This window comes from Calothrix sp. NIES-2100, from assembly GCF_963875285.1.
In the GTDB taxonomy this organism is placed as follows: Bacteria; Cyanobacteriota; Cyanobacteriia; order Cyanobacteriales; family Nostocaceae; genus Aulosira.
In genome coordinates, this window is the sequence record NZ_CAWNLA010000001.1 from 9,155,074 (window position 1) to 9,179,269 (window position 24,196).

The window sequence follows — 24,196 nt, forward strand, 5'->3', positions numbered from 1 at the left end:
GAGAATAAGTTACCTAGGAAGAATAAAAGTTAGGCTTAGGCATGAGGTTAGGACTAGCGATCACACGGTTGAGTATGATTTGCTACATATATATAGCTGTCTATCTCTTGGTAATCGAGGGATATTTCTCAGGGAATCTGTTCCTGATAGCGGTCTCTATGATGAATGCACATAAATTAGCTGTGGGTCGTCCCTCTTCGGTTGCCCATGTAATCAAATCTGCATAGATCGCGTCTGGCACAACAATAGTAGTTTTTTTAGTCATAGTTTAATTCACTCTTTCACAATTCTACTCTTTTATCATTGCATTTTTGCACTTAGTCATAGAATCCTATTACACATTCCTAGAATTCTATGCTATAGTAAGAGCATACAGGGACAAGACACCCACACGACAGCAGAAGCAACCTGTAAGAACAAAGCAAGAGTGAGGCGTGAAACTAGCTCTAGACAAGACTTTTACAGAACCATGACAACTAAATAAACCACAATCGCCGTAACGGAAACTTTGCGCAAGAAGGGATGAGGGACATGGTGGAGAGCCGGAAGACTTATCTGAGACCACGTAGAGAGTACGCTGCAATAAAAACGGGAAGCGGATTTGCAGCCGAATAGATGCTAGGGATTGTGTTCTTTTTTTCTTGGCTTGTCTACAGTCAATCGACTGTACCAATCCCATTTTTTTTGTAAGTCACTCGTCAATCATTAACCAGTGATTGATTCCAACTAGCGAGTCACTCACACGACAGTGACTAAACAGTATTTTTTCTTTAATCTCAATGATTGCAGCCAACAAATACGACACCTACTAGACACTAATGTAGTCCCAATGACCGATACGTGTACGACCGAACAAAAACCCTTACAGGGTCTAGCTTTAGACTCTATCCCTATATATTTCGAGGGATTTACCCCTAAAACACATCTAGCTAAGTTTTTGCAGATAGCAAGAAGTACGCTGATCAGTTGGGATGCGATCGCATTCAAGCATCTCTCAGAATACCGAGATGCATACCCAAAACGACCACAAGGCGCATTAAAGATACTTGCGCCTGACAGAGAAGCATTCTTAACCCCATACCAGTGTTGGGTACTTCAGAAAGTCGGACGACTGATGATGGCTACTCGCAAAGCTTACCAAGTAGAGAATTACCTTAAAGCAAATCCTAAAGAGTTCTCTGAGTTCAAATTTCAAGCAACCTACTCACAAGTTATTCGCAAATCTGCATAGGAGACTGAAACATGAAAGCTATCAAAGATATCGTTAAAGAATTAGGTTTGGACGAAGACTTTATCCGTGTTTCGTTAGACGGAATCGTGACCAATTACGACAGTGTGACGGAAATTTCGGATGGCGAATACAACACACTTCTGAAGATATTTAAGGCGGAGTCTCAAGCACAACTTACAGGTAGTCAACCATCTTACGAGGCTGAATTACAGGAAGAGTTGGAACCTGAAAAAATCAGTCAGTTAGCCGAAATTAGACGTGAAGTTTTGGAGGTGTTTCCACAAAACTTTGGTGAATTAAGCGGGTTAATTGTAGAACAGTTAGCTTATATCAATGCTCAAAAGCTAGTCGCTGACTACAAATTAATTCACAGCGAGACTGTGGAGGCTGGGTTAAGCGATTATCACCAAAGTTTTGCAGAACAAGCCTCAAGTATTTTGAAGGCAGCACAATCACGAGATCCGCACGAATTCCTGAGACGGCAAGGAATTAAAAAAAAGCGTCCGACAGCAACGGAAGTATTGAACGAATTCCAATCTCTAATCAATTCGTTCTCGGCTTAAGTCAGGAAATAGCCTTAAGAGATAGCCTCTTGAGGCTATATGAACATTATTTTGAGGAGATTAATCAAGTGCAATTTTTGAATAATTTAGTATGCGGTACTGGTATTGCTGCTTTAAGCTTTGCTGTTGGCTTTGGTGCTGTAATTAGCCCGTTAGGAATGGGCATGATCGTTGCCGGAGTAGCTTGGAAGGTAATTCAAGATAGATAATGCTTACACCCTACAGATATAAGACAAATACAGGGATTGTAATTTTACTTCTGCTAATTACAATCCCTGCTTTTTTTGGAGCTTACGTAGCCAAGAGTTTAGAAGTCTCGCATAAGCCACCAACGGAATATACATCGCAGTTAGAAGGAAGGTAAGTAATGGATATTGGTCACGTATATCTAGTTAGAGCAGAGGGAACAAGCCTTTACAAAATAGGTAGTTCTCGTAGACCTATCAGTTTACGAATTAAAGAATTAAATCGGATGCAACAACCTCATCCTGTCACACTTATTCATTGGATTACGGTTCCTAACTACAAAAATGTAGAGAATAAGCTACATAATCAGTACGAATCATTTAGACGGCATAACGAATGGTTCGAGTTTGATGATTACGAATCCGTAACCGTCGTTATGAACGCTATAGAGAGAGAGCCAGGTGACATATTCTTTGCTGAATTGAAACTTATCTTTAACAAGTTAGATACTCTCAAGACATCAAACCCCTACTTGTTTTCACATCTTTGTGAGTTGTCCAGAGACAACGGTGACTTCACATTAGATGAGGCATTATTAGCTATACAAGAATTGGTTGTTTCTAAATGACTCAAACTATATCTGAAATGATTAATCAGCACTACCGAGACAACTTGGAACATCTCGTAGCGATCGCGCAAGAAACGCTAAATCTCATTAGCCAGAACCCTTACTATCAGAGCATTTCGGAAGATTTAAACGGTGACGTAACTTTAGGAGATTGCAGACAATTCCTAAATAGCTTAAGTGCTGAATTAGATTCCCTAACCAACGACTAAACAAACGGACTTTACCCTATGAACCTAAATCAAGACTTGCTCAACGTGGCTTTAGCTTCGCTCCAAACTCTAAAGCAAGACGCTGTAACTTGGGATGCTCTAAATCTCTTACTTCTAAGCTTCGCCGACAGCGATTTAGAGGACGCGATCGCCAACATAAAACAAGCATCGGCTTATTTAGAAATTGACTCCAACTTACGTAACGTAAACCCGGACGGCTTACCTTGGAACTCAATACCGGGACAGTTACAGCGAGAACTTGACGCTTATTACTTAGAACTGGCATTAGCAGAAGCATGAAAGACTTAGAACGTGTGTATGACACGACGCTGTTAAGTAGCGGCAGAATTTACCAAATTGATGGAATTTTATGCCGCTTTTTATTTGATAAAGGCTCAATTAAGCATCCGCAATATCATTTTGAGCCACTGCCCGGACAGCGAAAACAGTCACGAATTATCTTGAACAGACAAAAGGTACATACAAAATGTTACGTCACCAACCTTCATCGAAATATCACCGAAATTACACCAGACGCAGTGCAGCTTACCCTCTGGTGAATTGGGGTGCGCTAACTCTAACTATCCTTTCCCTAACTCTAATTCTGCACAGTAGACACAAAAAATTAGAAAGCGATCGCGTAAACCTTCCATCAGTTACCAGCGATCGCCCTCTAGTTCATCCACAATCAAAAGATTGATAGGGAAATTTTAGCACAAATTACAGCATCAAGTGAATTTAAAATGACCTCCACACAACTACTCACGAGACTTAAGACACAGCAATATTTACCCATCGGGAATATTAGCGAGCGAGTGCTGTATCCATTGCAGCGTAAAGGATTGATTACCCTCGTTAACACGATTGACGGACTACAAATTACAGGAATTAGGAAATAAAACCATGACCAAGCCATTCGGATATTTCGGACTTTCTCAAGATAATCCTCTAATCCAAGACATCACGGAAACTTTCGGAGACGGTGCATCAGCGATGAGTGAGGACGATTGTCTCTGGATTATCAGCAGAATTGCTCATATTCTGTGGCTTGAAAGTGATTACGAGAATCCGCCAACTGCGGAAGCAGAGGAAATCGTGGATCGCCTACACGAACTTAAACGCCACGAAAAAATAGCTTTACTTCGCGCACTATCACAGCCTAATTAATCCACTGGGGCGGCTTTTGTCGCCTCTTTAAATATGAAATTCGCATCTAACGTATTACTTCGCCTGTTTTTAGGAGTAAATGTCTGTACTGTTTTATCTGTAAGTGCGTCAGTCATCCAGAATCGCGTAACTTCGGACAATGCGATCGCAGCTAGGGCTAAAGGCTTAGAGAATTTAGCCAAACACGTTAAAGCCGATACGTGTTGGAAAGTAAAAGCATCTGCACCTTGGAAATTAGGCGATTTCGTCACTGTCGGCGGGACGGAATACGGACGACTGCCAAGCACTTGTGTTTATTCGCCACAAACTCAGCAATTCTTGCAAGTCTCTTACCTGGATGGAGAATTACAAGTTACGCAGGTTTACAGCCGCAAAGAAGTACGCAACCAATTATCTATCAAAGGTGAAAAATAATGGGCTTAAACCCAAAATCTTCTGAACAATCCAACACCAACCGCAAAGAAAGACGCGCCAAGCGTACATTCTTTGATGGCTTGCAAGCCCTAATACGTAAGATTTTTAGTGTACTTAAGGCGTTAGCCAAGTTAGCATGGCTCATAATCGAAAATGCGTCACAGCTTACAGTATTCTGCTTCTCGTTATTAGTTAAATTACTCTCCAGTCCAACCACACCTTGTTTAGTTGCGATCGTCTCTTTCGGCGCAGTGTGTACCGTAGCCGCTTCTCAATGGTATGCGATCGGAGTTTGGTTAGGTCGGTTGCTCGGTTTGTCGGGAATCTGGGGTATTGGTGCTGGCGGTCTTGGCGTGTTGTTAGGCACAGGCTTAAACATCTACCAATTAGCGCCGCAACTTTGGAAACTTAGAAGAGATATTGCGGAAGCCTACAAAACTCTGGGAATCAACCCAGAACACGAAACCGAGTCACACGAGAACGTAGGCGAACGGTTACAGAATTGGCTCTCGATGGATCACGGAACTCTTAAGGGAATTCGTTTAGCAACTTACGCCATAGAAACGGGTTTGGTTGTAACTTATGCATTCCTTGCTACGGGCTTAAATTTCTTCGCCATTGTTCAAGCTGCAATTTCTCTAATTCTTCCTGAGAAATGTCTGGAGCTAGTTAGTTCTACCGTTGCTGTCTTAGGTGCAGTCAGTGACAAAGTTAATTCGCCCGAAGAAGACCACGCACAAATCTAAACACAATAGCCCCAAGCACGATCAATGCTTAGGGGCTATCAATTAATTTCTTACGGAGAAATATGAATAACTCTAACATTGTTCCGTCTAACCTGTCTAGAGATCCATTCCGATCACTATTTTTAGAGTTTTTAGAATCCTGCGACTCTAACGATATTCCCTCCAAGACTAAAGCTATTCAAGATTTTGTGAGGGATTTAGAAGAATTAGAATCTAATTCGGAAAACGAACACACCTTTTTACACTGGTCGAGTATATTCTCAGTCTTTTCGGCTGCTGGCGTAATTTCAGGGATTACGGTTTTAAATCCGTTCTTAGGGTTAGCGGCTGCTACCAGTGCTGCGGCTTCAGCTATCGGAGTTGTAAGTCTAGCGATCGCGCAACATCATGAACGCCAGCCTATTTTAGAGAGATTACGTAAATACAGAATTGCTCTAAATAGTGATCAGGCGATTAACTGGGCGTGTCTATGGGAGTTTGCGAGAACAGATATATTTTTAGGTTCCCTGTACGCTGCTAGTGCCGGACATCTGGAAGATAATCGCACGTTGATTAGGAATGATGGTAAGAATCCGATGGCTGCTGCTTTGGATTCTTGCTGCCAGTATTACGGTCTAACACGCGATGAGTTGATCGACGCGATCCGTAAGCTTAAATCTGGCGTGTCGGTTAAATGTCCTACTGTTCCTAAAGCATTAGAGCAAGTTTCCGCGATAACGGTTTTACAGGCTGATGCGCCTACAGTGCTACAGCCTTCAGGAGAAGATTTGAATCCACTGCAAAATGCCCTGGACATCTTAGAAGGATTGGTGAAGGATGCTGATAAATCTAAGCTTGGTGGTTGTGTGATTCTTGCAGCGCCCGGTGCTGGTAAAACTACTTTCCTGGGCACTGCTTGGGGTAGATTGAAGAAGATTTACGGAACTAAATTTAAATCTCTCTCCATAGTGGTGAAGAGTAGCGATTTACAGGCATTCCAAGCTTGTAGCGACAAGGCACTCTGTATTCACGATTCGGTAATAGATGCTGCGATCGCGGTTATCAAGTTTATCAGTCAGGGAAAAAAAACGGATGGTTACGTGAAAAGACTGTTTATCGACGACTTTCTGACCGCTAACCAGTACTTCCAAATGTCGCTAAAGGGCAAGTTTATCAACCCACGAACCCTCCAGATTTACTTTGATAAAAAGACCGCAATAGAACTAGAGGATAACGAAGCTGTACCGATGATTGATTGCTTCTATTCTTCATTGAACGAAGCTTGGTTAGTGGGTAGGGAATATAATTTATGTCTCTGGGTTAGCTCTCATTCTAGTAATGTTGATGCGCTCCCTTTTGTAGGGAGTAGGGAAAGTAGGAGCGTAGGCGATTTAATATTCTTAGCCAAGAATGATAAACGTGAATTCATTGAACAAGCGATGAATAATCCTAACCTTATCGGCGACAACCAAAAACGTCAGCAGCTTAAACAAGTTTTTACTACGCAAGTTGCCAGTGACAATGAACCGTGGGTATTAGCAAACTTTAACAACTGGAGATTAGGGATAGTGCCAAAAGATATCTATGAAGAATATCAGGCTTATAGATCTACTTGGTTTACTGCTAGTGAAGTAATTTCCGAATTAGAAGATGAAGAAAGAGAAACCTTAGAGCAATTATTCCAGATGGAAGTGAAGGATGATGATAAGCGCACAGACGACGACCCAAAACAGTCAGTTAGGTTAAGTAACGACGCTGAACTACTACTTAGTTACTTCAATAATGTCAAAGTTAAGTCCCCAAAATCAGTTAAGGATCTAAAGGACGCTAACAAATTACGAGAGCTAAACCATCAGCAGTTAATGAAGGCTTTAGCCCAATTGGTAGCAGCCGAGATTCTGGATGTTGATGAGGATGGCAATTATTTAAAAGTAGATTGGTAGCTCCGTTAACGGCTTCGGTAAGGGTAAAAACTAGCCCTAAAACCCTTACCGACTCCGTTAACGCCACCGTTAACGGTTACCGCGCAAAACTCGGTAATGCTTACTGCGTAAGGTCGGTAACGTTACCGAAGCCTTACCGGAGCATTACCGACTCCGTTAACGGTCGGTAACCCGTCGGTTACCATTACCGCCACGTAAAAATGCAAATGTTATGGTTAGAATTTTTTAAATAACTGTTAGGAGAATTTTTTAAATACTCACTTAAACCTTAAGCCCTCTTACGCCACAACGAAACTAGGCGTAAGAGGGCTTTTTTAGTTACAATGAATTTAAGCTAACTGACAATTACTTGCAAACCATAAGGTCTAAACTAATGTGTAAAACTTTCCCTGCTGACGCACCGAATTGGATCTTCTTCCCTGCTGGCGACCGCTCCGATCCAATTTCAGGTACCCTAAACAAATGCTTGATGTACGCTGGCATTGAAACACTAGAAGAACAGAAGATACGCTATAAACAGGCTATAGGTTTTGGTGATATCTACGCGCCAGATTTCACAAACCAAGCTAACGATTTGCTATTTCACCAATACAAGAAACAGGCGATCGCTAACGGTGAATTAGAATTTGAATCAGGCGATCGCATTAAATATTCATCTAAACTTAAGAGCGCTTAAGCGATGATTTTAGGGGTAAAATTTAAATTTTTTTGGGGCAAGCGAGACTTACAATACACCCCCCTTCTTCGGGACTCCCCCCCCTACCTATCACACATTTATCCAAGGTGAAAACCGTGTGATCGAGCTAAAATTAGATGACATCTATTATTAATCACCCCGCTATAGTTACCAGGGTGATTCCCTTTGTAAAAATGCTATAATATTCATATCCTAACAACAGTGAAATTCCCTCTAGCAAAGATTACAGAAGCTAGAGGGGATTTTTGTTTTTGATATTTTTTTTAGCGGAAGTTGTGACTGTCAAGTACCCCCACGCCTTTGTAAACACCCCCGGTGTTTCTCGACCCCCCCGGTAGGCTACCTTACAACAATCCGTCCTGCTTTAGTTTGGCTATCACCGCATCCCTAACGTACTCGCTTCTATTTGGCAGCGATCGCAGTAGCGCGTCAACTTCCTTAGAGAATTTAGTGCATATAGGTGAATCCGCTAATGATCCAGGTTCCTCTATAAACTGTCCTCTGTCGTTTCTCCCTGCCGAATCTATTGGTCTAGTCATATTAATTCCCTCAACTATTCCTAAATATATCATATCCACGGTATACCATTGATAAGTTGTACTAATTGCGATCGCGTATTTAGAGATAAAATTACCGAAAAAACGTATGAATCGCAGCATAAAATCGCTTGTTTGCCACGGTATACCGTGTTATACTATAAATATAGCGGTGAGGGAGGGACGCAAGAAACTCCGAGGTGATGCGAAAGATGCTGATGGTAGCCGTAAATGCCCCAGCACTCGGTCGCCTAACGATGAGGTCACAACACAGTTAAAAGCTAACGCTATCGAGCATGAGCTACTCGATAAACGCCTGCACAGCCATGTATGACCAACGCGAGACGGAACTTGAGTCACTTTAGAGTTTGGGTAGTTAAAACTCAGTGCCATCACACTTTAACCGATTAGTGCAGCTAGCACGAGAAACCAAGCCGTAGACCTTTCCCAGAGATGGAGTTTGCAACGCAGTGAAACTAAACATCTAGCAACAGCCCACACTACAACGGCTGCTACTAGATGCAATTAAAAAGGGCGATCGCCCACCTACCAAAGTTAGCGACCGCCCTATCTCAAGAATCCAAAACCTAAACAGGAATTGAACTATGACTACCTTAACTCGAAACAAGAACAAGATATGGACTTACACAGACCGCAAGATAATCTCAATCATCATCAATCGGAGCGATTACCCCTACGAAGTTACACCCGACGACTTTGAGATGTTATGGATAGATGCTGGCGTAGTTGTTGTTAAAGTTACCAGTGGTTATGCACGGTTTAACGTTAGTCAATTTAAATCTCTGGTAGCGATCGTAAAAGCTGAGTTAGCAGAAGAGACAGTCGCCGAGCGTAACGCACGCCAAGTCAAAGAACTTAAGCAAGCGTGCGTACCCTACAACCTAACTTACGGTCAAATAGACTGGTTAAGCTTTGGAACTTACCTCAGTTACTTTGGCGATCGCGTTTGTTACTTAGGCTGTAATTCTAAGGGCTATTGGTACATTCGGCGTAACTTACGAAGCAATAATCATTACTTTGGTTGCGCCAGAGATGCGATCGCAAGCTTAGGATTGCGAGTGCTAACCGTGGCGTAACTCCACGTCCTGGACATGACTCTAAACTGTCTAAGTTAACTTACGAAATTAGGAAATTAGACAAATGCAATTAACTACACTCGCTCAGATTCATGGATTAAACGATGTTAGACAAAACGATAATGGGTCTATCACATCCCAGTTACCGTCCATGCCCGACTATTCGATAAACATCAAATACCTGACAGACTCAGAATATGTTGACGTGTACCTAAGAATTGAATTAGACCAAAGCTATTCCGGTGCTGGCTGTGGTGCTTGGGAAGTGCCAGTAGAATTATTGGCGCTAGCTCTAAGGCAGGTCGAGGCGTTTGTCAAAGTCTACGACGAAATATTAGAGGCTGCCGCTTAGGCACAACTTCCGTAAGGCGTTTGGGTTATCCAAACGCCTTATTTTTTTTACTCTAATAGTTCGTGTGCGTAATATTTAACCTAAATGGTAGGTGCAATCATAAGCCGAATAAAAAAACAACCCCTCTCTAGGCGATTCTAGAAAGGGGTTGTTTACGTCGTGAGTATAGCTTTTACCGTGCGTATAAGCGATCAACTACCCTCTTAACAGAATTCGCTTGCCACTGCGATCCACGTTTGGTTGTGTAGCCGTTCAGATTTAAAAACTGGGCGATCGCACCAAATGACTTACCCGACTTGTGATGTTTACGGATTATCTCGACTACTGCTAATTCATCCTCGTCAGGGACTAGTTCCCCCTCGATAGCTCTCTGGCCGAAAGCCGGAGCGCCATAGGCGTAACAGCCCTTAGCAGCTTTCGCACGTCTACCGCCCTGCGTTCGCTCATTAATAATGTCTCTCTCTAATTTGGCGACGGCTGACATTACAGTCAGAATCATGTAACCCTGTGGTGTGGTTGTGTCCACTTGCAGATCCAGAAGAATTAAAGCTTTCTTTTGCGGCTGCAACACATCGTCCACCAACGCCAACACATCACGGGTGTTACGAGCGAGTCTGTCTAACTTTGCTGCAATAATTCCATCGGCTTGTTCACTTACGAGCTTAAGCGCTTCTTGAAATAGCGGACGATGCTCGACATTTTTACCACTGCCGACTTCTTCATAGATTTGTAATAGTTCGTGACCGAAAGCGTAACAGTAAGCTTCTATCTTCTTACGTTGTTCGGTAAGAGAGGTATTTTCCGCTTGCGACTCACTACTGACTCTAATATAACCTACCAGTTTCATTTATATTTCTTTCTATATAATCTATACAGCAATTATAGCATTACATTTATTGAAATAAATGTAATAAAGCAACTGGCACATATAAGCATATCTCTATGAATTATCTAAAATTCTAGAAACTAATTTATATGTGACAATTGGCACATTAAGTCTAACGCGCAGTAATTTGCAATACTCCGCTTATGCGTTCACCAAACGTATCTCTAATTTCGCTTAAGCGCGATTGAACTACAGGAATTAATCTAAATCTCCCTGTTGTGTTTTTGTGGACTTCGGTTAAAACTGCGATCGCATCTAATTCGTAATTTATTCCGGCGGGTAACTTACGAGGTTGTCCCATCTGTGTCACAACTTTGCCTTTGAGAAACAAATCTGTAATTTTAACTCCCGGCATTTGGTATAACTGCGGAGAGTTCGCACGCTTAACACTGGCGTAGATTATGATATCTCTCGTAATTTCTAAGTCATTTCCGCTTTCGTCTTGTGTAAATTCGCTAGAGCCTAATTTAAAAGTGAGCTTTAGGTTGGGTTTTAGTAATTCGTTTGTAAACATAGGTACAAAACCGGAGAGGAGATAATCGAGTTTTAAATGGTCAAAACCCCTACTACGTAGGGGTAAAGGTATAGGAGATATTTTTTAAAGGTTACGGGGATATTGCCTTAGAAATCGCCCAAAGGCTTACACTGACTCAAATCTTGTGCGGGGTTTTTCTCCCGAACCCCTTTCCGAACTAACGCCCGTACATTTCGCTTCGGGTATTGCTTAGAGTTCCTCCGGGCCGTCGTTCTTCTCGGATTACAGCTTGGATTTTATTTTCCATAAGCTTCTGGAACATTGGAATATTCATACTTTCGCTGTTCCCCCCGTTCACAGTCACAGTTACAGGTGCATTTATGCTATCGCCACTGCCTGCGATAGCAATACGAGAAATACCCGAAGACATCCCCACCTCACCGCCACTGGCGAAATTAGGTAAACGTCCGCTTGACTGGATGCGATGCCATTGCTTGTTTTCGTCCGCACTCAGTACCCGTTCCCCCTCGCTCGCTACGATTAAATGAGGCTGGCGGCCAGTGAGCGATCGCTCTTTACTCATAGCATCAGCGATAGAGCCAACCAAACCGCCGCTAGCGTAATTAGGAATTTCACCACCGTTGGCGAATAAACCTCCGAATAAATCGCCAAACAAGTTTTCGCCAAAGTCAGGTGTTTGACCCACGCCGAAGATAGAGCCAAATAACTGGTCACTTAACATCTGGCTAGCCATGTCAGCAAGATTATTTAGGATACTTTGGAATATTTTGGAGATGCTAGAGCCAAAGTCTTCAGTGCCCAAAATAAAATCCTTAAATACGTTCTGTGTATCAGCTTTAACGCCCTTAATTACGTCGCTAAACTGGTTAAATTCATTGTTAATACTCTGTAACTTCACCTGATTTAGGGCTGTTAAATTCTCCCGAATTACGTCAAACGCATCGGCTGTAATATCTCCTTTTCTAAATAAATCCTCCAGTCCTCTAATTTGGTTCCTAAAGTCTAAATTTTGACCCAAGATAGCCGTTTGTTTCTGTAACGGTCTAGCATCTAGTCCTAAACCTTGACGTTGTTCGACTTGTGCAGACAGAAGATTCTGTAAGCTCTCACTTACCTTAGATCCAGAGTTAAAGTCTCTATCGCTAATTTGGCGATCGTACTGGGCATTGATTAAGCTACGTCGTTGGTTATCTCTAATGGCTTGACGGATACGTTCACCTGTAAGTTGCTCCGGCGTAAACTGCTCTAATCTTGCTCGTTCTGTTAATTGCGCTGCATCTTGCAAATATTTAGAGTTCGCGTCAACTAAGGCTGAATCCCTATCTATTTCATAGCGATCGCCATCGCCAATACCATATTCTCGTAGTTGCGATTTAAGCTTTAAATCATCTGAAATATCGCCTAATTCCCGTAATACTTTATTAAGTTCTAAAGTGCTGGTTCGCTGTTGTTCTGCGGCTTGGGCTGCTTTATATCTAATGTCTATATTTCTAACTTCAGCAGCATTTAATTTTTCTAAGTTGTCGAGTCTTACGCTATATTCTGCGGAGTCTATTTCCCCTTTTGAGTAACTTTGCTCTAATTCAAGTAAGGATTGGTTTAGCTTTAATTGTTCTTGCCTTAAGGCTAACTCACGCTCTAGCTTTGGTAATGCTTCTAGCTCCTTGGCGTAAGGATTGATGTTTTGTAATTCCCTAAGTCCCGTGATTTTCTTCTCTAAAGTTTCGTTCTGTTGCTGGTCTAAGCGCAAGTCTGAGGCTTGTAACCTAAATTTGCGATCGCGATCGTTGAATTCAGCGTAAACATCAGATGTCTTTTTACGAGTTGCTGTTAGTTGAGTTAGGGAAGTGTCTAATTGCTTAATAAGTTTAAAGTCTAGGTCTAAGGCTTGCTTAGTATCGGCTAATTCATCCTCGGTTAAACTGCCAGATTTAACCTTATTCTGGTTAATGTTGATTCGTGACTGCGCGTCTTCTTTCTTTCGCTGGATAACCAGTATTTGGTCGTCTAACTGCCTTAATTTCTCCTGTGCCGCTCTAACATTACGTTCATCCTGAGTAGGATTTAAATTAGAGCTATAGATAGCGTCAGAGACGGTTTTAGCGTTACTTCTAGCCAAATCCTGAGACTGTCTGATTGCGTTCCTGCGCTTAATCTTATTTTCTTCATCTTGCTGGCGTAAAATTGCGTCAATATTAGCGGGTCTTTGACCTAATTCACCTGAATTAGAAACAGAATTAGGGGTAGGGATTGTGCTGTTAGAAGTTGTCTTTGGTACATTTTGAGTTATTGTCTTAGGATTTTTACCTAAAACTCTAAAAATTATATTCGCTACGCCTTCATTTGTAATTCCTAACTGTGCTGCGGCTGCGGCGCTAAGGTCGAAACCTCTTTCGTGATGCGGAATCGGTTTCTGTCCGGGTTTTACTGGCTCGTACGGGCCGTGATCGTTAATTCTTACAACTACAGTTTGGTTAGTTTTGGGATTGACAACTTCAACGCGATCGCCCCACTTCAAACCTAAATTACGTTTTAAATTTTCGTTTATCGCGGCTGTAAGTTTTCTTGCGTCGAAACGTTCACCGCTAGCTGTGGGTGAGTTGTCGAATCCATCGCCGCCACCATAGTAACTTACTTTGGTTCTCATCCAGCCGTCAGCAGGATTGATATTTGGTGCAGTCGGTCTAGTCGGTAGCTGTGGGCGAGTTACCGTTCTGGCGTTAGAAAGTCCGTTGTACAGAACATCCTGAACTTCTTTGTAGTTCAGGTATTGTCGCTGATTGCGATCGCCAACAATCCCAAAGTGCAAATGGCTGACATTATTCGCTACGCCAACCTCACCCAACTGCATCCCTTGAGGAATCCTGATCGCCTGTCCCTTATCAGTTCCCCGATTCGCAATCTCAGGATTGAGCGATCGCATGTGGGTATACCACATATAAGAGTATTTTTTACCTTTATATGTAATTGGCTCATCAAGCTTAACCAAAGCGCTGTGAGATGGCTGGAAGCCTGGTGTACTCGGATCTGAATCCTGATTCTGTTGCCTGTTATGCCCTTGTTCGGCGTAAATTAAAGTCCCAGACTTTGCAGCAACAACAGTCGAACCTAACTTAGACAAAATATCTAATCCCGTATCCTCCGGGTATCCTCCACCACCTGAACTGGTCATACCTGGGATGGGCGAGATTGTGCCGTAAGGCGATGTAGGAGAGCCTGTAGCGTTAGTTGTGGCTGTAGAAGCACTGTTACGCCCAGGAGTACGTAAAAAGGGCAACAGACCGCCTACAGCCCCTAACGGTTGTCCATCGTCAAAAAGGGACAATCCCTGCTTTGACTCAGACACATTCTTCTGTGCTTGTTGTAACCTTGATTCACTTTCGGCTATGAATCCAGCTAACTTGGCGAATGGTTCCACCAACTTCCAGGCCGCTTGAGTCGCCACGATGATTTTATCCGCAAAACTTTTCATCGTATCTACGGATTGCGCGATCGCATCTGGATGCTGTTTAAGATACCCAAGTAAGTTGGAAGATAAAGTTACAACATAATTTAGAGACGTTTTTAACGCATTAGAGATAATATCAGCCGTTTCCTTAGCAATCTGCGGATTCTGCTTCAAATATTCGCTAAACTGTTGTGCGCCTTGGTTAAGGTCGTTAAATAATCCTGCTTCACCTAACTGCTTAACTACGTCGGTGATAAAAGTCAAACCGCTAATTACAGCAGGTTCCACCGCTTCGCCTAAGCTGGTCTGAAGTTCGTAAATAGTATTACTTAATTTAGTAAAGCCTACGGTTGAATTATTTAGAGAATCCGTAAGTTTACCGCCATATTCCTTCTGCACTTCACGGGCGAATAGTAACCAAACTTGGTCAGGCTTAAGTTGTCCGCTAGAAAGTAATTTGTCTAACTGCGCTTGCGTTACACCTAATGCTTTTGAAACGATAGCAAGCGCTCCGGGTAAGCGTTCGGCTATCTGCCCACGCAATTCTTCTGCCTGAAGTTTGCCTTTGCTAAAACTCTGTTCTAAACCTGTAAATACGCCTTTCAAGTCATCGTTAGACAGTTGGTTAATACGTCCTAACGTGTTAAAAGCACTGTAAACTTCCTTAAGTTGCTCCAGGCTTAATTTTGACCCCTTGGCATTAGAGACTAAGCTGGCGAATTGTTTCTGTGAATTTTCTAAAGAGAATCCTAAGCGATCGCTTTCTTCCCGGACAAACTTTAGGGAATTTTGAGCAGCTTTCGTGTCGCCTAACTGGATGCTTAATTGGGCTGTAACTGCCTTCTGGTTCGCGTATTTGTTAATTGAGTCGCCCGTGAACTCAAAAGCCTTGTCTACAGCATTTTTAGCTGTATCTATTACGCCATTAATTAGACTGCCTACGGCTAACGTTCCTCCTGTCGCCAAGCCACTGGCTAAACCCTGGACAATGTTCTCCCCAATCTCTTTGAACACTTGCGACGGAGAGTGGATCTTAAGCTTCCGTCTGGTTTCGTCTATTGTGACTACAGCTAAATCAGCGGCCGCTTTACGTGCTTGCGAATTACTCTGCCGGATACCTTCTGCGAGTCCTGCGCCAACTTCCACACCTACCTTTTTTAGGGATTTGGCATCGATAGTTACGTTAGTTAGAGAAATCTTCTGGTTATTCAACCCTTGCTGGAGATTTTTGGCTAGCGATCGCCCCGACTCCAGACCCAAAAATTGCACATCACGCTTAAGTTGTTCTGTATTTAGAGAGGGCGATAGTCTGTAAATCCGTTCTAAATCCTGTGCATCCTTTAGAGCTTGCTGTTTAGCGTTCTCTAAATCGCGTTTCAGCTTAGAATAATCGCCGACCAACTCGACAACTAACTGACCATAATCCATTGCTTTATTCCTCCACTTCCTCGGCTTCAACGTCTACTGGAAGCTGTTGCAGTAATTTATCTACAGCTAATGCTTCTGCGACCAATTTAATCCCTATTTCTGCACTCGAAACGCCAGCAGATGCGAGGGCTTTAACTTCAAATGGTTTAAGCACGATGGACGGATCTTCTCTATATTGTGCGATCGCTTTTTTAGAGATATCTAAGCAATCTGCTGCTAGCTCTAAGTTCGCCCATCCAAGGTTTTCGCATAACATGCGGAATTTAGAAAGCTTGTTTACATGCTCTTCAATAGTGAGCTTTTCTAAGAAATCTCTACGAATCTTATCTTGATCTAAATCGTAGGCGATTGCACGTTCTTGCCAATTATTTGCTGTTGCCCAATCACTTACGATTTTGTAGCTCTTTCCTAATATCCTCGCAGCTTCGGCACAGCTTCTATTTACCCCTAAATCTCTGTAGATACAGAAAGCTTCATAAGATTTGGACGTGTCTATGCTAGGGTCGAAGTCCCAAGGATGCTGCGGTTTTTTTATAATTCCTTCTTTAGCCATTTTTAGAGTGAGTTTGTGTTAGTTGCTGGAGTATGGGTAGAAAATTACGTTTACGTATTTTTTATGTGCTTAATACAATTCTACGGTACTTTTAAATACTAAAAAGCCTCCGCTTAATACGGAGGCTCCAGCCCACTAACTCTCACCTACTTTCGCAATCCCAAAGGTAAAAATATAAAACTTTAGTTATAAAAAAACGAATTTATCAACTTCTACATTGTAGCTTAGAATACTCCGTATTAGCAGACATCCAGAAATTTTTATGCACCGCCTTCTAATGCGTAAGCAGGAATAGTTTCGAGCCATCCAATCGCCTCAAGTCTAACCATTCGGTTAGAGTTAGGATTTTTTAGAGTTAGGCGTAACTTAGGATTTTAAGAGTTAGAGGTAAAATCCTAAGCTATGTCTAAGCTAAACCTAAGTTAGAAGGCAATACACTCACAGTCAGACACAATCAACTGTTTAGGGCTATTCGGTAGTTTAGAGGATATTGACTCTAATTCCGTGTCCGTAATCTTAAAGAAGCGTGTCCAGTGATCCGCATCGCGGAGTAAAACATCTTTGTAGTGTGGCATTTCGCTCTTAGCTTTACTTCTAATTAAAATCTCGGCACGAGTAGAGTTAGAAGGGTTATCAAAATGACCGTCTAACAAGGACTTGGGTAATTCTAAAGCAGATGAGGCTAAGGATCTCTCTTCTAATGAGGCTAACTGCCACTTTAAGGAAGCTAAGTTATCTAACAAGAAAGCGTCTGTCAAGTAAGCTTCTAAAGTAAGTCCTGGTGTACGTCCGGCAAGGGTAGGAGTGGGAGTAGGAGCCTGTCCACCTGATTTCGGGACACTTGATTTCGGGACACTTGATTCCGGGCCACTTGATTCCGGGCCACTTGATGATGTTTTATTTTCTATTAATATATAAGAATCGAGTGGCCCGGGCTGGGACGTACTCTGTGTAAGGGTTTCACGCCGTTTTTTAATTTCGCGTCCTTTCCACCGCTTAAATTGCTCGGTTCTTATCGTGCCAAACTCGTCAGTTAGTTTATAAACTCTATACCTTTCATCGTTTACTCTCCGTTTACGTTCTACGATTTCCAACTTGTAACCGAGCTTGTCGAATATACGGGATATCACTTTTATAGGTGAGTCAGATTTAGAGAATGTAATTCCACTCTGCCCGAATACCTCTATCAGTCGTTCTTTGGTGCGATCGCCCAAAACACGATCCGCGAATTCCTCTAAATTCTTATCATCACTTTCTAACTGTTCCATAGACGCAATCTCGGTTACTTTTACCGCATCCATCCACTGGATAATGCCACCCAGAACTTTACCTTGTAAATCATGTTTCATGATTTTTGGGTTAGTTTTTTTGATGCTATCGGCCACGTTAGCGTCACGGTCTGACAAATATTCACGACCGACTGTCCTGTAGAAGTCTAATTGTGCTTTAGGATAAAAGTCCTCAGTTTTATCTTTCTTAATCAACTCTACGGTTAGGTCTTCGTCGTTTTCGATTGCATAAAGATCGAGCAGATTAACTTTGATTTCTAAATTACGCTCGTCCTTGGTTTTTACTTTCTTTTCTTTCAGTTTCTCCTTAAGCTTCCAAATTTCTCTCCCTTCGGGGACAGGAGATGACTTAATATCTTTAGCTACAGAGGTGAAATTACGATCACATACGTCTTTCATCTCCTCCATAATTTCCTTAGCCTTATCACCATCCTGATGTTCAACATCGTTGATGATGTAACCTTGCGACTGAGCGTAGAAAATAAAGTTATCTCTAAAATCTACACACTCGACATTTTTCCGCACCATCAACTTGACGTGAGTTAGTTCCGCTATAGATGACCCTGTTAGTGTGCCAGTAGTTAGGTCTAAGGAGTATCTTCCGGTATTTCTCAATGTGTTGCGATCGCTGACATATCTAGCGTCACGGCACTTTGTAAAATCGTCTAAGCTCGTTTTCTGGTTGTACTTGTAGGTTCCCGTGCCTCTAGATCGTACCCATACCCACCTTTCTGTTTCATCACAGCGATCGCGCTCCAGATGCTGCATTGCGCCACTAGCACCATTTACACCGCTAAAGAAACTTACAGATTTGTTGTAAACTCTGGGCAGTCCCAGTTTCTCAGGCTCGTAACTTACACCTGTCCCTAGAGCAGGGCTGATAAAAACAACATCATATTTAGCCGTAGCATTTGCTCTATCCTCTTCTGGAATATCCAACAAGGCTTCATTAATGCGTTCAGCTATCGAAAAAGCTTCATGTCTTGGATCGTGTGTCGTTTGCGAATCAATAACCAAAATCCGCTTGTTTTCGTATTTCTCAGCAATACGAGAAGCTAGAGTACGGGCTGAAAAAGGCGAAGCCTCATCAACACAGTCGATCATCGAAATTACGGGGTAGCCCGCCTCGATAAATTCGCATAGCTTCTCGTAAGCCTGTGTGGGTTTAGCTTCGTGGAATAGGTTCAATACCCGTGTCCCACTCGAACGTTGCCAGATGTTTTCTTCAATCCTGGGGGTAAAATCTACACCACCGTTATCAATAATTAACTGTTTGAAGAAATTAATGGAGACATCTGTCAGGTCAGCGTCCATACACAAGATACGACCACCGCTACGTTGGAGTCGCACTAGTAATTCTCCTAAATTCTCTAGTACTCTAACTCTGCGTTCTTTGACAGACGTGTTTCCTGATAGTAGGTGATCTAGAAATTGCTCTACTTCATCAATAATCAATAGCGCTCCGTCCCAATCACTGGGGATGAATTTCGCTTTACTATCTTCTACTAGGGAATCTGCACAGATAGCCATTCCGTAGGTGTAAATATCATCGTTGGACTCCGTTACGTCTTCGGGGAGGAATAAATCTAGGTCAACAGCCATACCGGACAACAACTGCCGCCTGTGCCCAATGACCAAAACTTTTTTTAATCTCTTTCTGGTATCGTCAACAAGGCTCTTGAGCGCGTGTGTTTTCCCACTCCCTTTGGGACTCTTAACACCTGTTAAGAAGTCGTCAATACTTAGATAAATGTCCTTGTCTAAGTATTGAGAGTCTAATTTATGCGTGTCGTGAGAGATAGAGAATAAATTTCGCTGTTGCCAGCGTAAGAAAGGCATCCGTAAGTTACCGTGACTTACGTAAACCTTACATTTTTGCTCAATAAGCGCAATACCTAAGATTTCTGTCGTTTTTTCGTCTAAAGAGTCAACGTCTAAGGTAATATCACGCTTTTTGGTGGCGAAAATTTTTAGAGAGTCGTTGAGTTCTTTGGTGGTTTTGATTTTCCCGCCTTTGGTGTAGCTTAGAGCTACGATGCCAGTCTCTAAAAGTTCTTGAGAGCGCTTAGGACTCGCGATAGTTAGAGGGAGGTTAGGATTTCCGTAGGCGATCGTCCATCCTGAATTTCGCCATTTGTATTTAACCTTGCTGCCATAGCGATCGATAATTTTTTCTGCTATCGCTTCCGATAATGGATGCTGGTATATTTCGCCTGGTTCTAGGTCTTCACTTTCTACCTTCGTAGACTTGATTACCTTGCCCTTAAGCCACAATTTAATGCCACCATCTGGGTAAGCCTCGGCTAATTTAGCTTTGCGCCATTCCTCTAAGTTAAATTCCTTAACCTCTAACTTTCTTTCTCTAACTTCAGGGCTTGGGCTAACTTCTAAGTTTTCTTCTGTAACTTCAGTGCTAGAGCTAACCTCTAATTCTCCTGTCGTAGCTTCGGTGGCAGGGCTAACTTCTAAACTGACTTCTGTAACTTCGGATTTAGAAGATTTTTTAATTTTTGACCAGTCTTCAGTTGCGATCGCAGTTAAAATTTCATCACTTTTTACTGATGATGGGTCACGTCCTTCAGCAGAGTCCCAAATTTGTGACCTCTCCCAATCATCTATTGGAGGATTACAGTTGTTACAGTACTGCTCGAATAAAGTTTTGGAATCGCCACTATATTCAATTCCAAGCCTTCTAAGTGCATTCTCCGCCCCTATAAGGTGAAACGCAACTCTGAACCCAGTTTTATTACGTCCCCCCTCTGTTACACCTTCTGTGACGAATTGCGAGGTTTTCCGAGAGACATAGGCAAGAAGTGGTTTAATCTTTTGTCCCTTATAGCTAACAGTGGGCACACTTCCCCGCGTGTAATCTTCGCTGTCTTTAGCGACAGCTACCTTTTTTTTATCTGGGTTGACAAGCAAATCTCTAATTGTATTCTGCTTGTCAGTTAGCGTTAAGCTCTTGTTGGTCAAGACTCCATATATTTTTGTCCAAACACTATCAGACAATTCTGATTGAGTCGGGAACTTGTAATTGTGAAACTCGAAATACTTCCTAAATCCTTCTTCTAATGCTTCCTCGCTGTAGCGACTGTCCGTAAATACCTGTAGGTATTGTTCTTTCCCTTCTTTACCTTCTTTCTCACGTTTACGGTAAAACCCAGAGATCCGCATCGGTTGGTGAGGGCTTGTTACGTGCGGATCTCCCAAGATAGCGATCGCAAATAATCTGGAAAAGTGTGTGCGTACCTTTATTTCTAGAGGCTCCTTACAGATGATGTGAGGGTGTAGACTTTTCCCTCCAGAGCTAACAAGGAAGTTGGGAATCAGTCCGCTATGGATGGCGAAATTTTCGATCCTAAATCGCTGATCGGCTTCGGAACCATCATCCATTTCTGCGCCGATGTCGTTTGATTCTTTGCAATATTCTGTTAGCGGGAATTCTTCGGGCTTCCCTGGTATGTAAAACACACCACCGTCTTGCTCGTAAGCTAATTCTGAGATGTGATCAAAAGCGTCGTCATAGTAAGTAGTTTGAACACGGTCTTTTTTCTGTCCCTTTGTTGCCCAAACACCAAAACGACCATCTTCTGAGACTTCGCCAACGAAAAAAATACCATTCCCCAGCTTAATCCAGATGGTATCGTATTCGCTGTAAGATAAATTTACTTGAGCATCGAAAGCCTCTCTACCATAGAGTTTCGGTGCATCCGTGCTAAAATTAGAGGTAGAATTATCTTGATGATTTTTACGGAATAATTTACTATTAGAAATCATGGTTAATCGACGTTCCTTACGTCGTTGTTTTACGAATCCATCCAGACTCGCCCTGGTAAAGCTAACTGGATGGGGTTTACATTTTTGAAGAAACTTAAAAGCGCTTTTGGATTGCCGTCCGAGGCGCTTTTTAATTTCTGTAGCGGTCTAGCGAATCTCGCTTACTTTTCTTTAGGAGGTAGATCCAAGCTTTGGCGGATGAGCGTGGCTACAGAGGTGAGGTTTTGTCTAGCTAGCGCTTTAATCTGCGCTAGTTCCTCGTGTGTTACCCGAATACTTACAGTTGTTCCTTTCATAAAAAACGAGGAATTGTACTGAGTTCGCTTTTATACGTTTATTCTACAGCTTCAAACAGTGTTTGAGTAGTTTCTAACTCACGCCGTAATTAGCTCTAAATAAGGCTTTCAGACGTTGAAAGCAGCTCTGAGCTTGGCTTTCGGGGTTCAAAAAATATTTTGAGAAATAGTAAAAATTACTGACAGTGGTCAGGGCGATCGCTCTAAATTGAGTGAGTTAGAGTTAGAGCGTTTTTTTACGGCTGTAACTTATTCCTTAGACTGTAACTCGTGAATTAGTTACAGCCGTAAAATAATCCTTAGACTCTAACTTGCGAATAAGTTACCTTCAGAGAATAAAGTTAGACTCTAAAAAACTTCAGGGACAACAGAATCTATTCCGGTGTTACCTAAGTAGTGCTTAAACATTGTTTGGGTACTATGTCCGGTGATTCTTGAGAGTCGCACCGGATCGATTCCCGATTCTAGGGAGTGACTCACTAAGGTGATTCTCATGTTATGGGGCTTGCGGTAGGGGATTTGTAATTCTGCCAGTAATGGCTTCCATATCCGTTCCCGAAACGTCGTCCCTAATATCTTTCCGCCACGGGGCGCTGTAAAAACATGGTCGCTAATTCTAGGCTGGGTGATCAATAGCTGCTGTGTATTAGGGGAGAGACTAAAAACCCTAGTTCTATTCGTTTTTGGCGAGTATATTGTCACTCTGCTGCAATCCTCGCTGATGTTGTCCCATTTCAGTGATATTGCCTCACCCAATCTACAGCCTGTGCGAAATAGGAATTCGATAAAACTGCCGTAATGTTTAGATTGAGCCGACTGGAGTATTTTCGCTACTTCTTCTTTTGAAAATGGTTTTGGCTGTGGTGGAGGTGTTTTGATTTTTCGCCACTGCGTCGTCCAGGGATTTGGAGGCTGTATTTTTTCTTCTTCTATTGCCCATGTCCAAATCGCTGCAAGTCTCGCTGTGTACTCCTTAGCCGTGGTGATTGCGGTTTGAGTGCGTAGCCATTGTATAAAGTCCTCAACGTCCGGTTTGGTAATTTCTGTTTTGCGATCGCCAAAATGCTCTCGAAATTTGAGGACTGCACCGCGATAGACATCAGAAGTCTGGCGGAGCATTGGTTTTTTTAGAAAATCTTCTACGAAAGACAGACTTTGTGCGGGTATATTTAGTTTGTTTTGATGATCGGGTCGGTACTTTTCTAAAGTTACGTCGAACGCGCCTGTAACTATATCTATTTCTATTTGTGATTTAGTTACAGTTGCCAATCCGAGATTTAGCGGGGTGTAAGGGAGTCCTAGCGCTAAATAAAAGCGTTTCCCCCCGTACTGCCAGATTAATGTGATGTTTCCGTTGCGATCGCGTACTGATACTGTCCCCTTACGATTCCGTGGCATAGGCTGCACCAATTTTGCATCTTAAAGTAGGGCAGCTAACTCGACTTCTTTATTTGACTCTTGACTCTATTCTCGAATCCACAGAGCCAATCCGCTCCCACGACCGCGAGCTGCGATAAAATCTTTTGTAATCACAAAGAAGGCAAAAAACGGTAATTTGGCTATGGGCTGATTGTAAAAATCTCCTGAGGGCACTTTACCAGAACGAATCTGTCCTTTGTAAACAGTCAGACTAAACAGGTTAATTTGCATTTGCGTAAAGTCAAACGCCAATAAATTTTTCTTATCTAAATATTTTGCTGGCCCTGTCAGCTTCAACAACACCGGGCCGACTTGCACCTGATTACCAATTTCGCCTCTACCTAAATCCTGTTCTGAAGTCGCACTAAAGGAAATCTGCGCTGCGGCAAATTTGGGCAGATACACACCCTTACCTAAAACAATTCCCCCGCGCTGTCTGACTTTACGAGTCCCAGTAGCAAAGCACAGCCGCCATTTACCTACAAGAGACTCAAAATTATAAGCTAAACGTTGCTGCTTGGCGGCTTTTTCTGCTGCTAGCAATGCATCCACCAGCAAAGCCGGAGTCGGAAGTTTACCACCGTCTCCACGATAGGCAGCCGCAGCTTGAGATAATGCGATCGCAAAATCAGGTGTAGCCGTAGATGTTACATCAGCGCTCATGTACACACTCTGGATAAATTGCTCTTTGTTTTCTATTCTGCACTGTCTGGAAAATAATGTTGACGGTTGACACTTCGAGTGAGCTTCAGTGCGGCGCGGTTGACGGTTGACGGTTGACGGTTGTAGGGGCGGCTTCACAGATATCCTCGTGGATCAACAATGATCTAAATAAACCCGCCCCTACAGACTGTTG

At 42.6% G+C, this 24,196-nt stretch carries 27 protein-coding genes; 17 read left to right on the forward strand and 10 right to left on the reverse strand.

The window, feature by feature from the left end; all coding sequences use genetic code 11:
• Positions 1-100 precede the first annotated feature (100 nt).
• Positions 101-265 carry a ribbon-helix-helix domain-containing protein gene (locus AACU32_RS37285; RefSeq protein ID WP_096607268.1) on the reverse strand — a complete coding sequence of 55 codons (165 nt, stop codon included), beginning with the start codon at positions 263-265 and terminating at the stop codon, positions 101-103.
• Positions 266-829: 564 nt separating this feature from the next.
• Here AACU32_RS37285 and AACU32_RS37290 point away from each other — a divergent pair.
• The 14 genes from AACU32_RS37290 to AACU32_RS37355 all read left to right on the forward strand — a co-directional run bounded on the left by AACU32_RS37290 (position 830) and on the right by AACU32_RS37355 (position 7,742).
• Entirely contained in the window at positions 830-1,231 is a 402-nt protein-coding gene (locus AACU32_RS37290; RefSeq protein WP_339378584.1) for a hypothetical protein, read from the forward strand.
• Between the two features lie 11 nt (positions 1,232-1,242).
• Positions 1,243-1,794 (forward strand): hypothetical protein, encoded by a 552-nt coding sequence (locus AACU32_RS37295; RefSeq protein WP_096607270.1) that lies wholly within the window; start codon positions 1,243-1,245, stop codon positions 1,792-1,794.
• A 29-nt stretch (positions 1,795-1,823) separates the two neighbouring features.
• Complete coding sequence (locus tag AACU32_RS37300; RefSeq protein WP_339378585.1) at positions 1,824-2,003, forward strand: hypothetical protein; 180 nt, start codon at positions 1,824-1,826, stop codon at positions 2,001-2,003.
• A 158-nt stretch (positions 2,004-2,161) separates the two neighbouring features.
• The gene (locus AACU32_RS37305; protein WP_096607271.1) at positions 2,162-2,608 is read left to right on the forward strand and encodes a GIY-YIG nuclease family protein; all 447 of its coding nucleotides are present in this window, start codon (positions 2,162-2,164) and stop codon (positions 2,606-2,608) included.
• Positions 2,605-2,817 (forward strand): hypothetical protein, encoded by a 213-nt coding sequence (locus AACU32_RS37310; protein WP_096607272.1) that lies wholly within the window; start codon positions 2,605-2,607, stop codon positions 2,815-2,817. Before AACU32_RS37305 ends, AACU32_RS37310 begins: the two co-directional genes overlap by 4 nt.
• An 18-nt stretch (positions 2,818-2,835) precedes the next feature.
• Positions 2,836-3,117, forward strand: coding sequence for a hypothetical protein (locus AACU32_RS37315; protein ID WP_096607273.1), 282 nt, complete (start codon positions 2,836-2,838; stop codon positions 3,115-3,117).
• Between the two features lie 187 nt (positions 3,118-3,304).
• Positions 3,305-3,517: a hypothetical protein gene (locus AACU32_RS37320; RefSeq protein WP_339378586.1), complete on the forward strand. Its 213-nt coding sequence runs from the start codon at positions 3,305-3,307 to the stop codon at positions 3,515-3,517.
• A 43-nt stretch (positions 3,518-3,560) separates the two neighbouring features.
• Positions 3,561-3,716: a hypothetical protein gene (locus tag AACU32_RS37325; protein WP_339378587.1), complete on the forward strand. Its 156-nt coding sequence runs from the start codon at positions 3,561-3,563 to the stop codon at positions 3,714-3,716.
• 4 nt (positions 3,717-3,720) lie between these two features.
• Positions 3,721-3,984, forward strand: coding sequence for a hypothetical protein (locus AACU32_RS37330; protein ID WP_096607275.1), 264 nt, complete (start codon positions 3,721-3,723; stop codon positions 3,982-3,984).
• A gap of 33 nt (positions 3,985-4,017) precedes the next feature.
• Positions 4,018-4,398 (forward strand): hypothetical protein, encoded by a 381-nt coding sequence (locus AACU32_RS37335; protein ID WP_096607276.1) that lies wholly within the window; start codon positions 4,018-4,020, stop codon positions 4,396-4,398.
• The gene (locus tag AACU32_RS37340; protein ID WP_096607277.1) at positions 4,398-5,144 is read left to right on the forward strand and encodes a hypothetical protein; all 747 of its coding nucleotides are present in this window, start codon (positions 4,398-4,400) and stop codon (positions 5,142-5,144) included. The genes AACU32_RS37335 and AACU32_RS37340 overlap by 1 nt, the downstream gene beginning before the upstream one ends.
• A gap of 62 nt (positions 5,145-5,206) precedes the next feature.
• The gene (locus tag AACU32_RS37345) at positions 5,207-7,066 is read left to right on the forward strand and encodes a hypothetical protein (RefSeq protein ID WP_096607278.1); all 1,860 of its coding nucleotides are present in this window, start codon (positions 5,207-5,209) and stop codon (positions 7,064-7,066) included.
• Complete coding sequence (locus AACU32_RS37350) at positions 7,060-7,236, forward strand: hypothetical protein (protein WP_339378588.1); 177 nt, start codon at positions 7,060-7,062, stop codon at positions 7,234-7,236. The genes AACU32_RS37345 and AACU32_RS37350 overlap by 7 nt, the downstream gene beginning before the upstream one ends.
• A 203-nt stretch (positions 7,237-7,439) precedes the next feature.
• The gene (locus AACU32_RS37355) at positions 7,440-7,742 is read left to right on the forward strand and encodes a hypothetical protein (protein ID WP_096607279.1); all 303 of its coding nucleotides are present in this window, start codon (positions 7,440-7,442) and stop codon (positions 7,740-7,742) included.
• A gap of 365 nt (positions 7,743-8,107) precedes the next feature.
• Here AACU32_RS37355 and AACU32_RS37360 read toward each other — a convergent pair whose 3' ends face one another.
• The gene (locus AACU32_RS37360) at positions 8,108-8,422 is read right to left on the reverse strand and encodes a hypothetical protein (protein WP_096607280.1); all 315 of its coding nucleotides are present in this window, start codon (positions 8,420-8,422) and stop codon (positions 8,108-8,110) included.
• Here AACU32_RS37360 and AACU32_RS37365 point away from each other — a divergent pair.
• The 3 genes from AACU32_RS37365 (at position 8,409) to AACU32_RS37375 (ending at position 9,748) form a co-directional block, all read left to right on the forward strand.
• Positions 8,409-8,633, forward strand: coding sequence for a hypothetical protein (locus AACU32_RS37365; protein WP_339378589.1), 225 nt, complete (start codon positions 8,409-8,411; stop codon positions 8,631-8,633). The genes AACU32_RS37360 and AACU32_RS37365 overlap by 14 nt on opposite strands.
• A 271-nt stretch (positions 8,634-8,904) precedes the next feature.
• Positions 8,905-9,396 carry a hypothetical protein gene (locus tag AACU32_RS37370; RefSeq protein ID WP_096607281.1) on the forward strand — a complete coding sequence of 164 codons (492 nt, stop codon included), beginning with the start codon at positions 8,905-8,907 and terminating at the stop codon, positions 9,394-9,396.
• A 151-nt stretch (positions 9,397-9,547) separates the two neighbouring features.
• Positions 9,548-9,748, forward strand: a complete 201-nt coding sequence (locus AACU32_RS37375) for a hypothetical protein (RefSeq protein ID WP_339378590.1) — start codon at positions 9,548-9,550, stop codon at positions 9,746-9,748.
• 172 nt (positions 9,749-9,920) lie between these two features.
• Here AACU32_RS37375 and AACU32_RS37380 read toward each other — a convergent pair whose 3' ends face one another.
• From AACU32_RS37380 to AACU32_RS37415, 8 genes are all read right to left on the reverse strand, one after another.
• Entirely contained in the window at positions 9,921-10,595 is a 675-nt protein-coding gene (locus AACU32_RS37380; protein ID WP_096607283.1) for a recombinase family protein, read from the reverse strand.
• Positions 10,596-10,746: 151 nt separating this feature from the next.
• Positions 10,747-11,148, reverse strand: coding sequence for a hypothetical protein (locus AACU32_RS37385; RefSeq protein WP_096607284.1), 402 nt, complete (start codon positions 11,146-11,148; stop codon positions 10,747-10,749).
• Positions 11,149-11,326: 178 nt separating this feature from the next.
• Positions 11,327-16,006 carry a tape measure protein gene (locus AACU32_RS37390; protein WP_096607285.1) on the reverse strand — a complete coding sequence of 1,560 codons (4,680 nt, stop codon included), beginning with the start codon at positions 16,004-16,006 and terminating at the stop codon, positions 11,327-11,329.
• 4 nt (positions 16,007-16,010) lie between these two features.
• Entirely contained in the window at positions 16,011-16,559 is a 549-nt protein-coding gene (locus AACU32_RS37395) for a hypothetical protein (RefSeq protein WP_096607286.1), read from the reverse strand.
• 422 nt (positions 16,560-16,981) lie between these two features.
• A complete protein-coding gene (locus AACU32_RS37400; protein ID WP_096607287.1) occupies positions 16,982-21,625 on the reverse strand; it encodes a plasmid replication protein, CyRepA1 family in 4,644 nt (1,547 codons plus the stop codon).
• 161 nt (positions 21,626-21,786) lie between these two features.
• Complete coding sequence (locus AACU32_RS37405) at positions 21,787-21,921, reverse strand: hypothetical protein (protein WP_339378591.1); 135 nt, start codon at positions 21,919-21,921, stop codon at positions 21,787-21,789.
• A 348-nt stretch (positions 21,922-22,269) separates the two neighbouring features.
• A complete protein-coding gene (locus AACU32_RS37410) occupies positions 22,270-23,319 on the reverse strand; it encodes a tyrosine-type recombinase/integrase (RefSeq protein ID WP_096607288.1) in 1,050 nt (349 codons plus the stop codon).
• Positions 23,320-23,385: 66 nt separating this feature from the next.
• Positions 23,386-24,003, reverse strand: coding sequence for a hypothetical protein (locus AACU32_RS37415; RefSeq protein WP_096607289.1), 618 nt, complete (start codon positions 24,001-24,003; stop codon positions 23,386-23,388).
• Between the last annotated feature and the right edge of the window lie 193 nt (positions 24,004-24,196).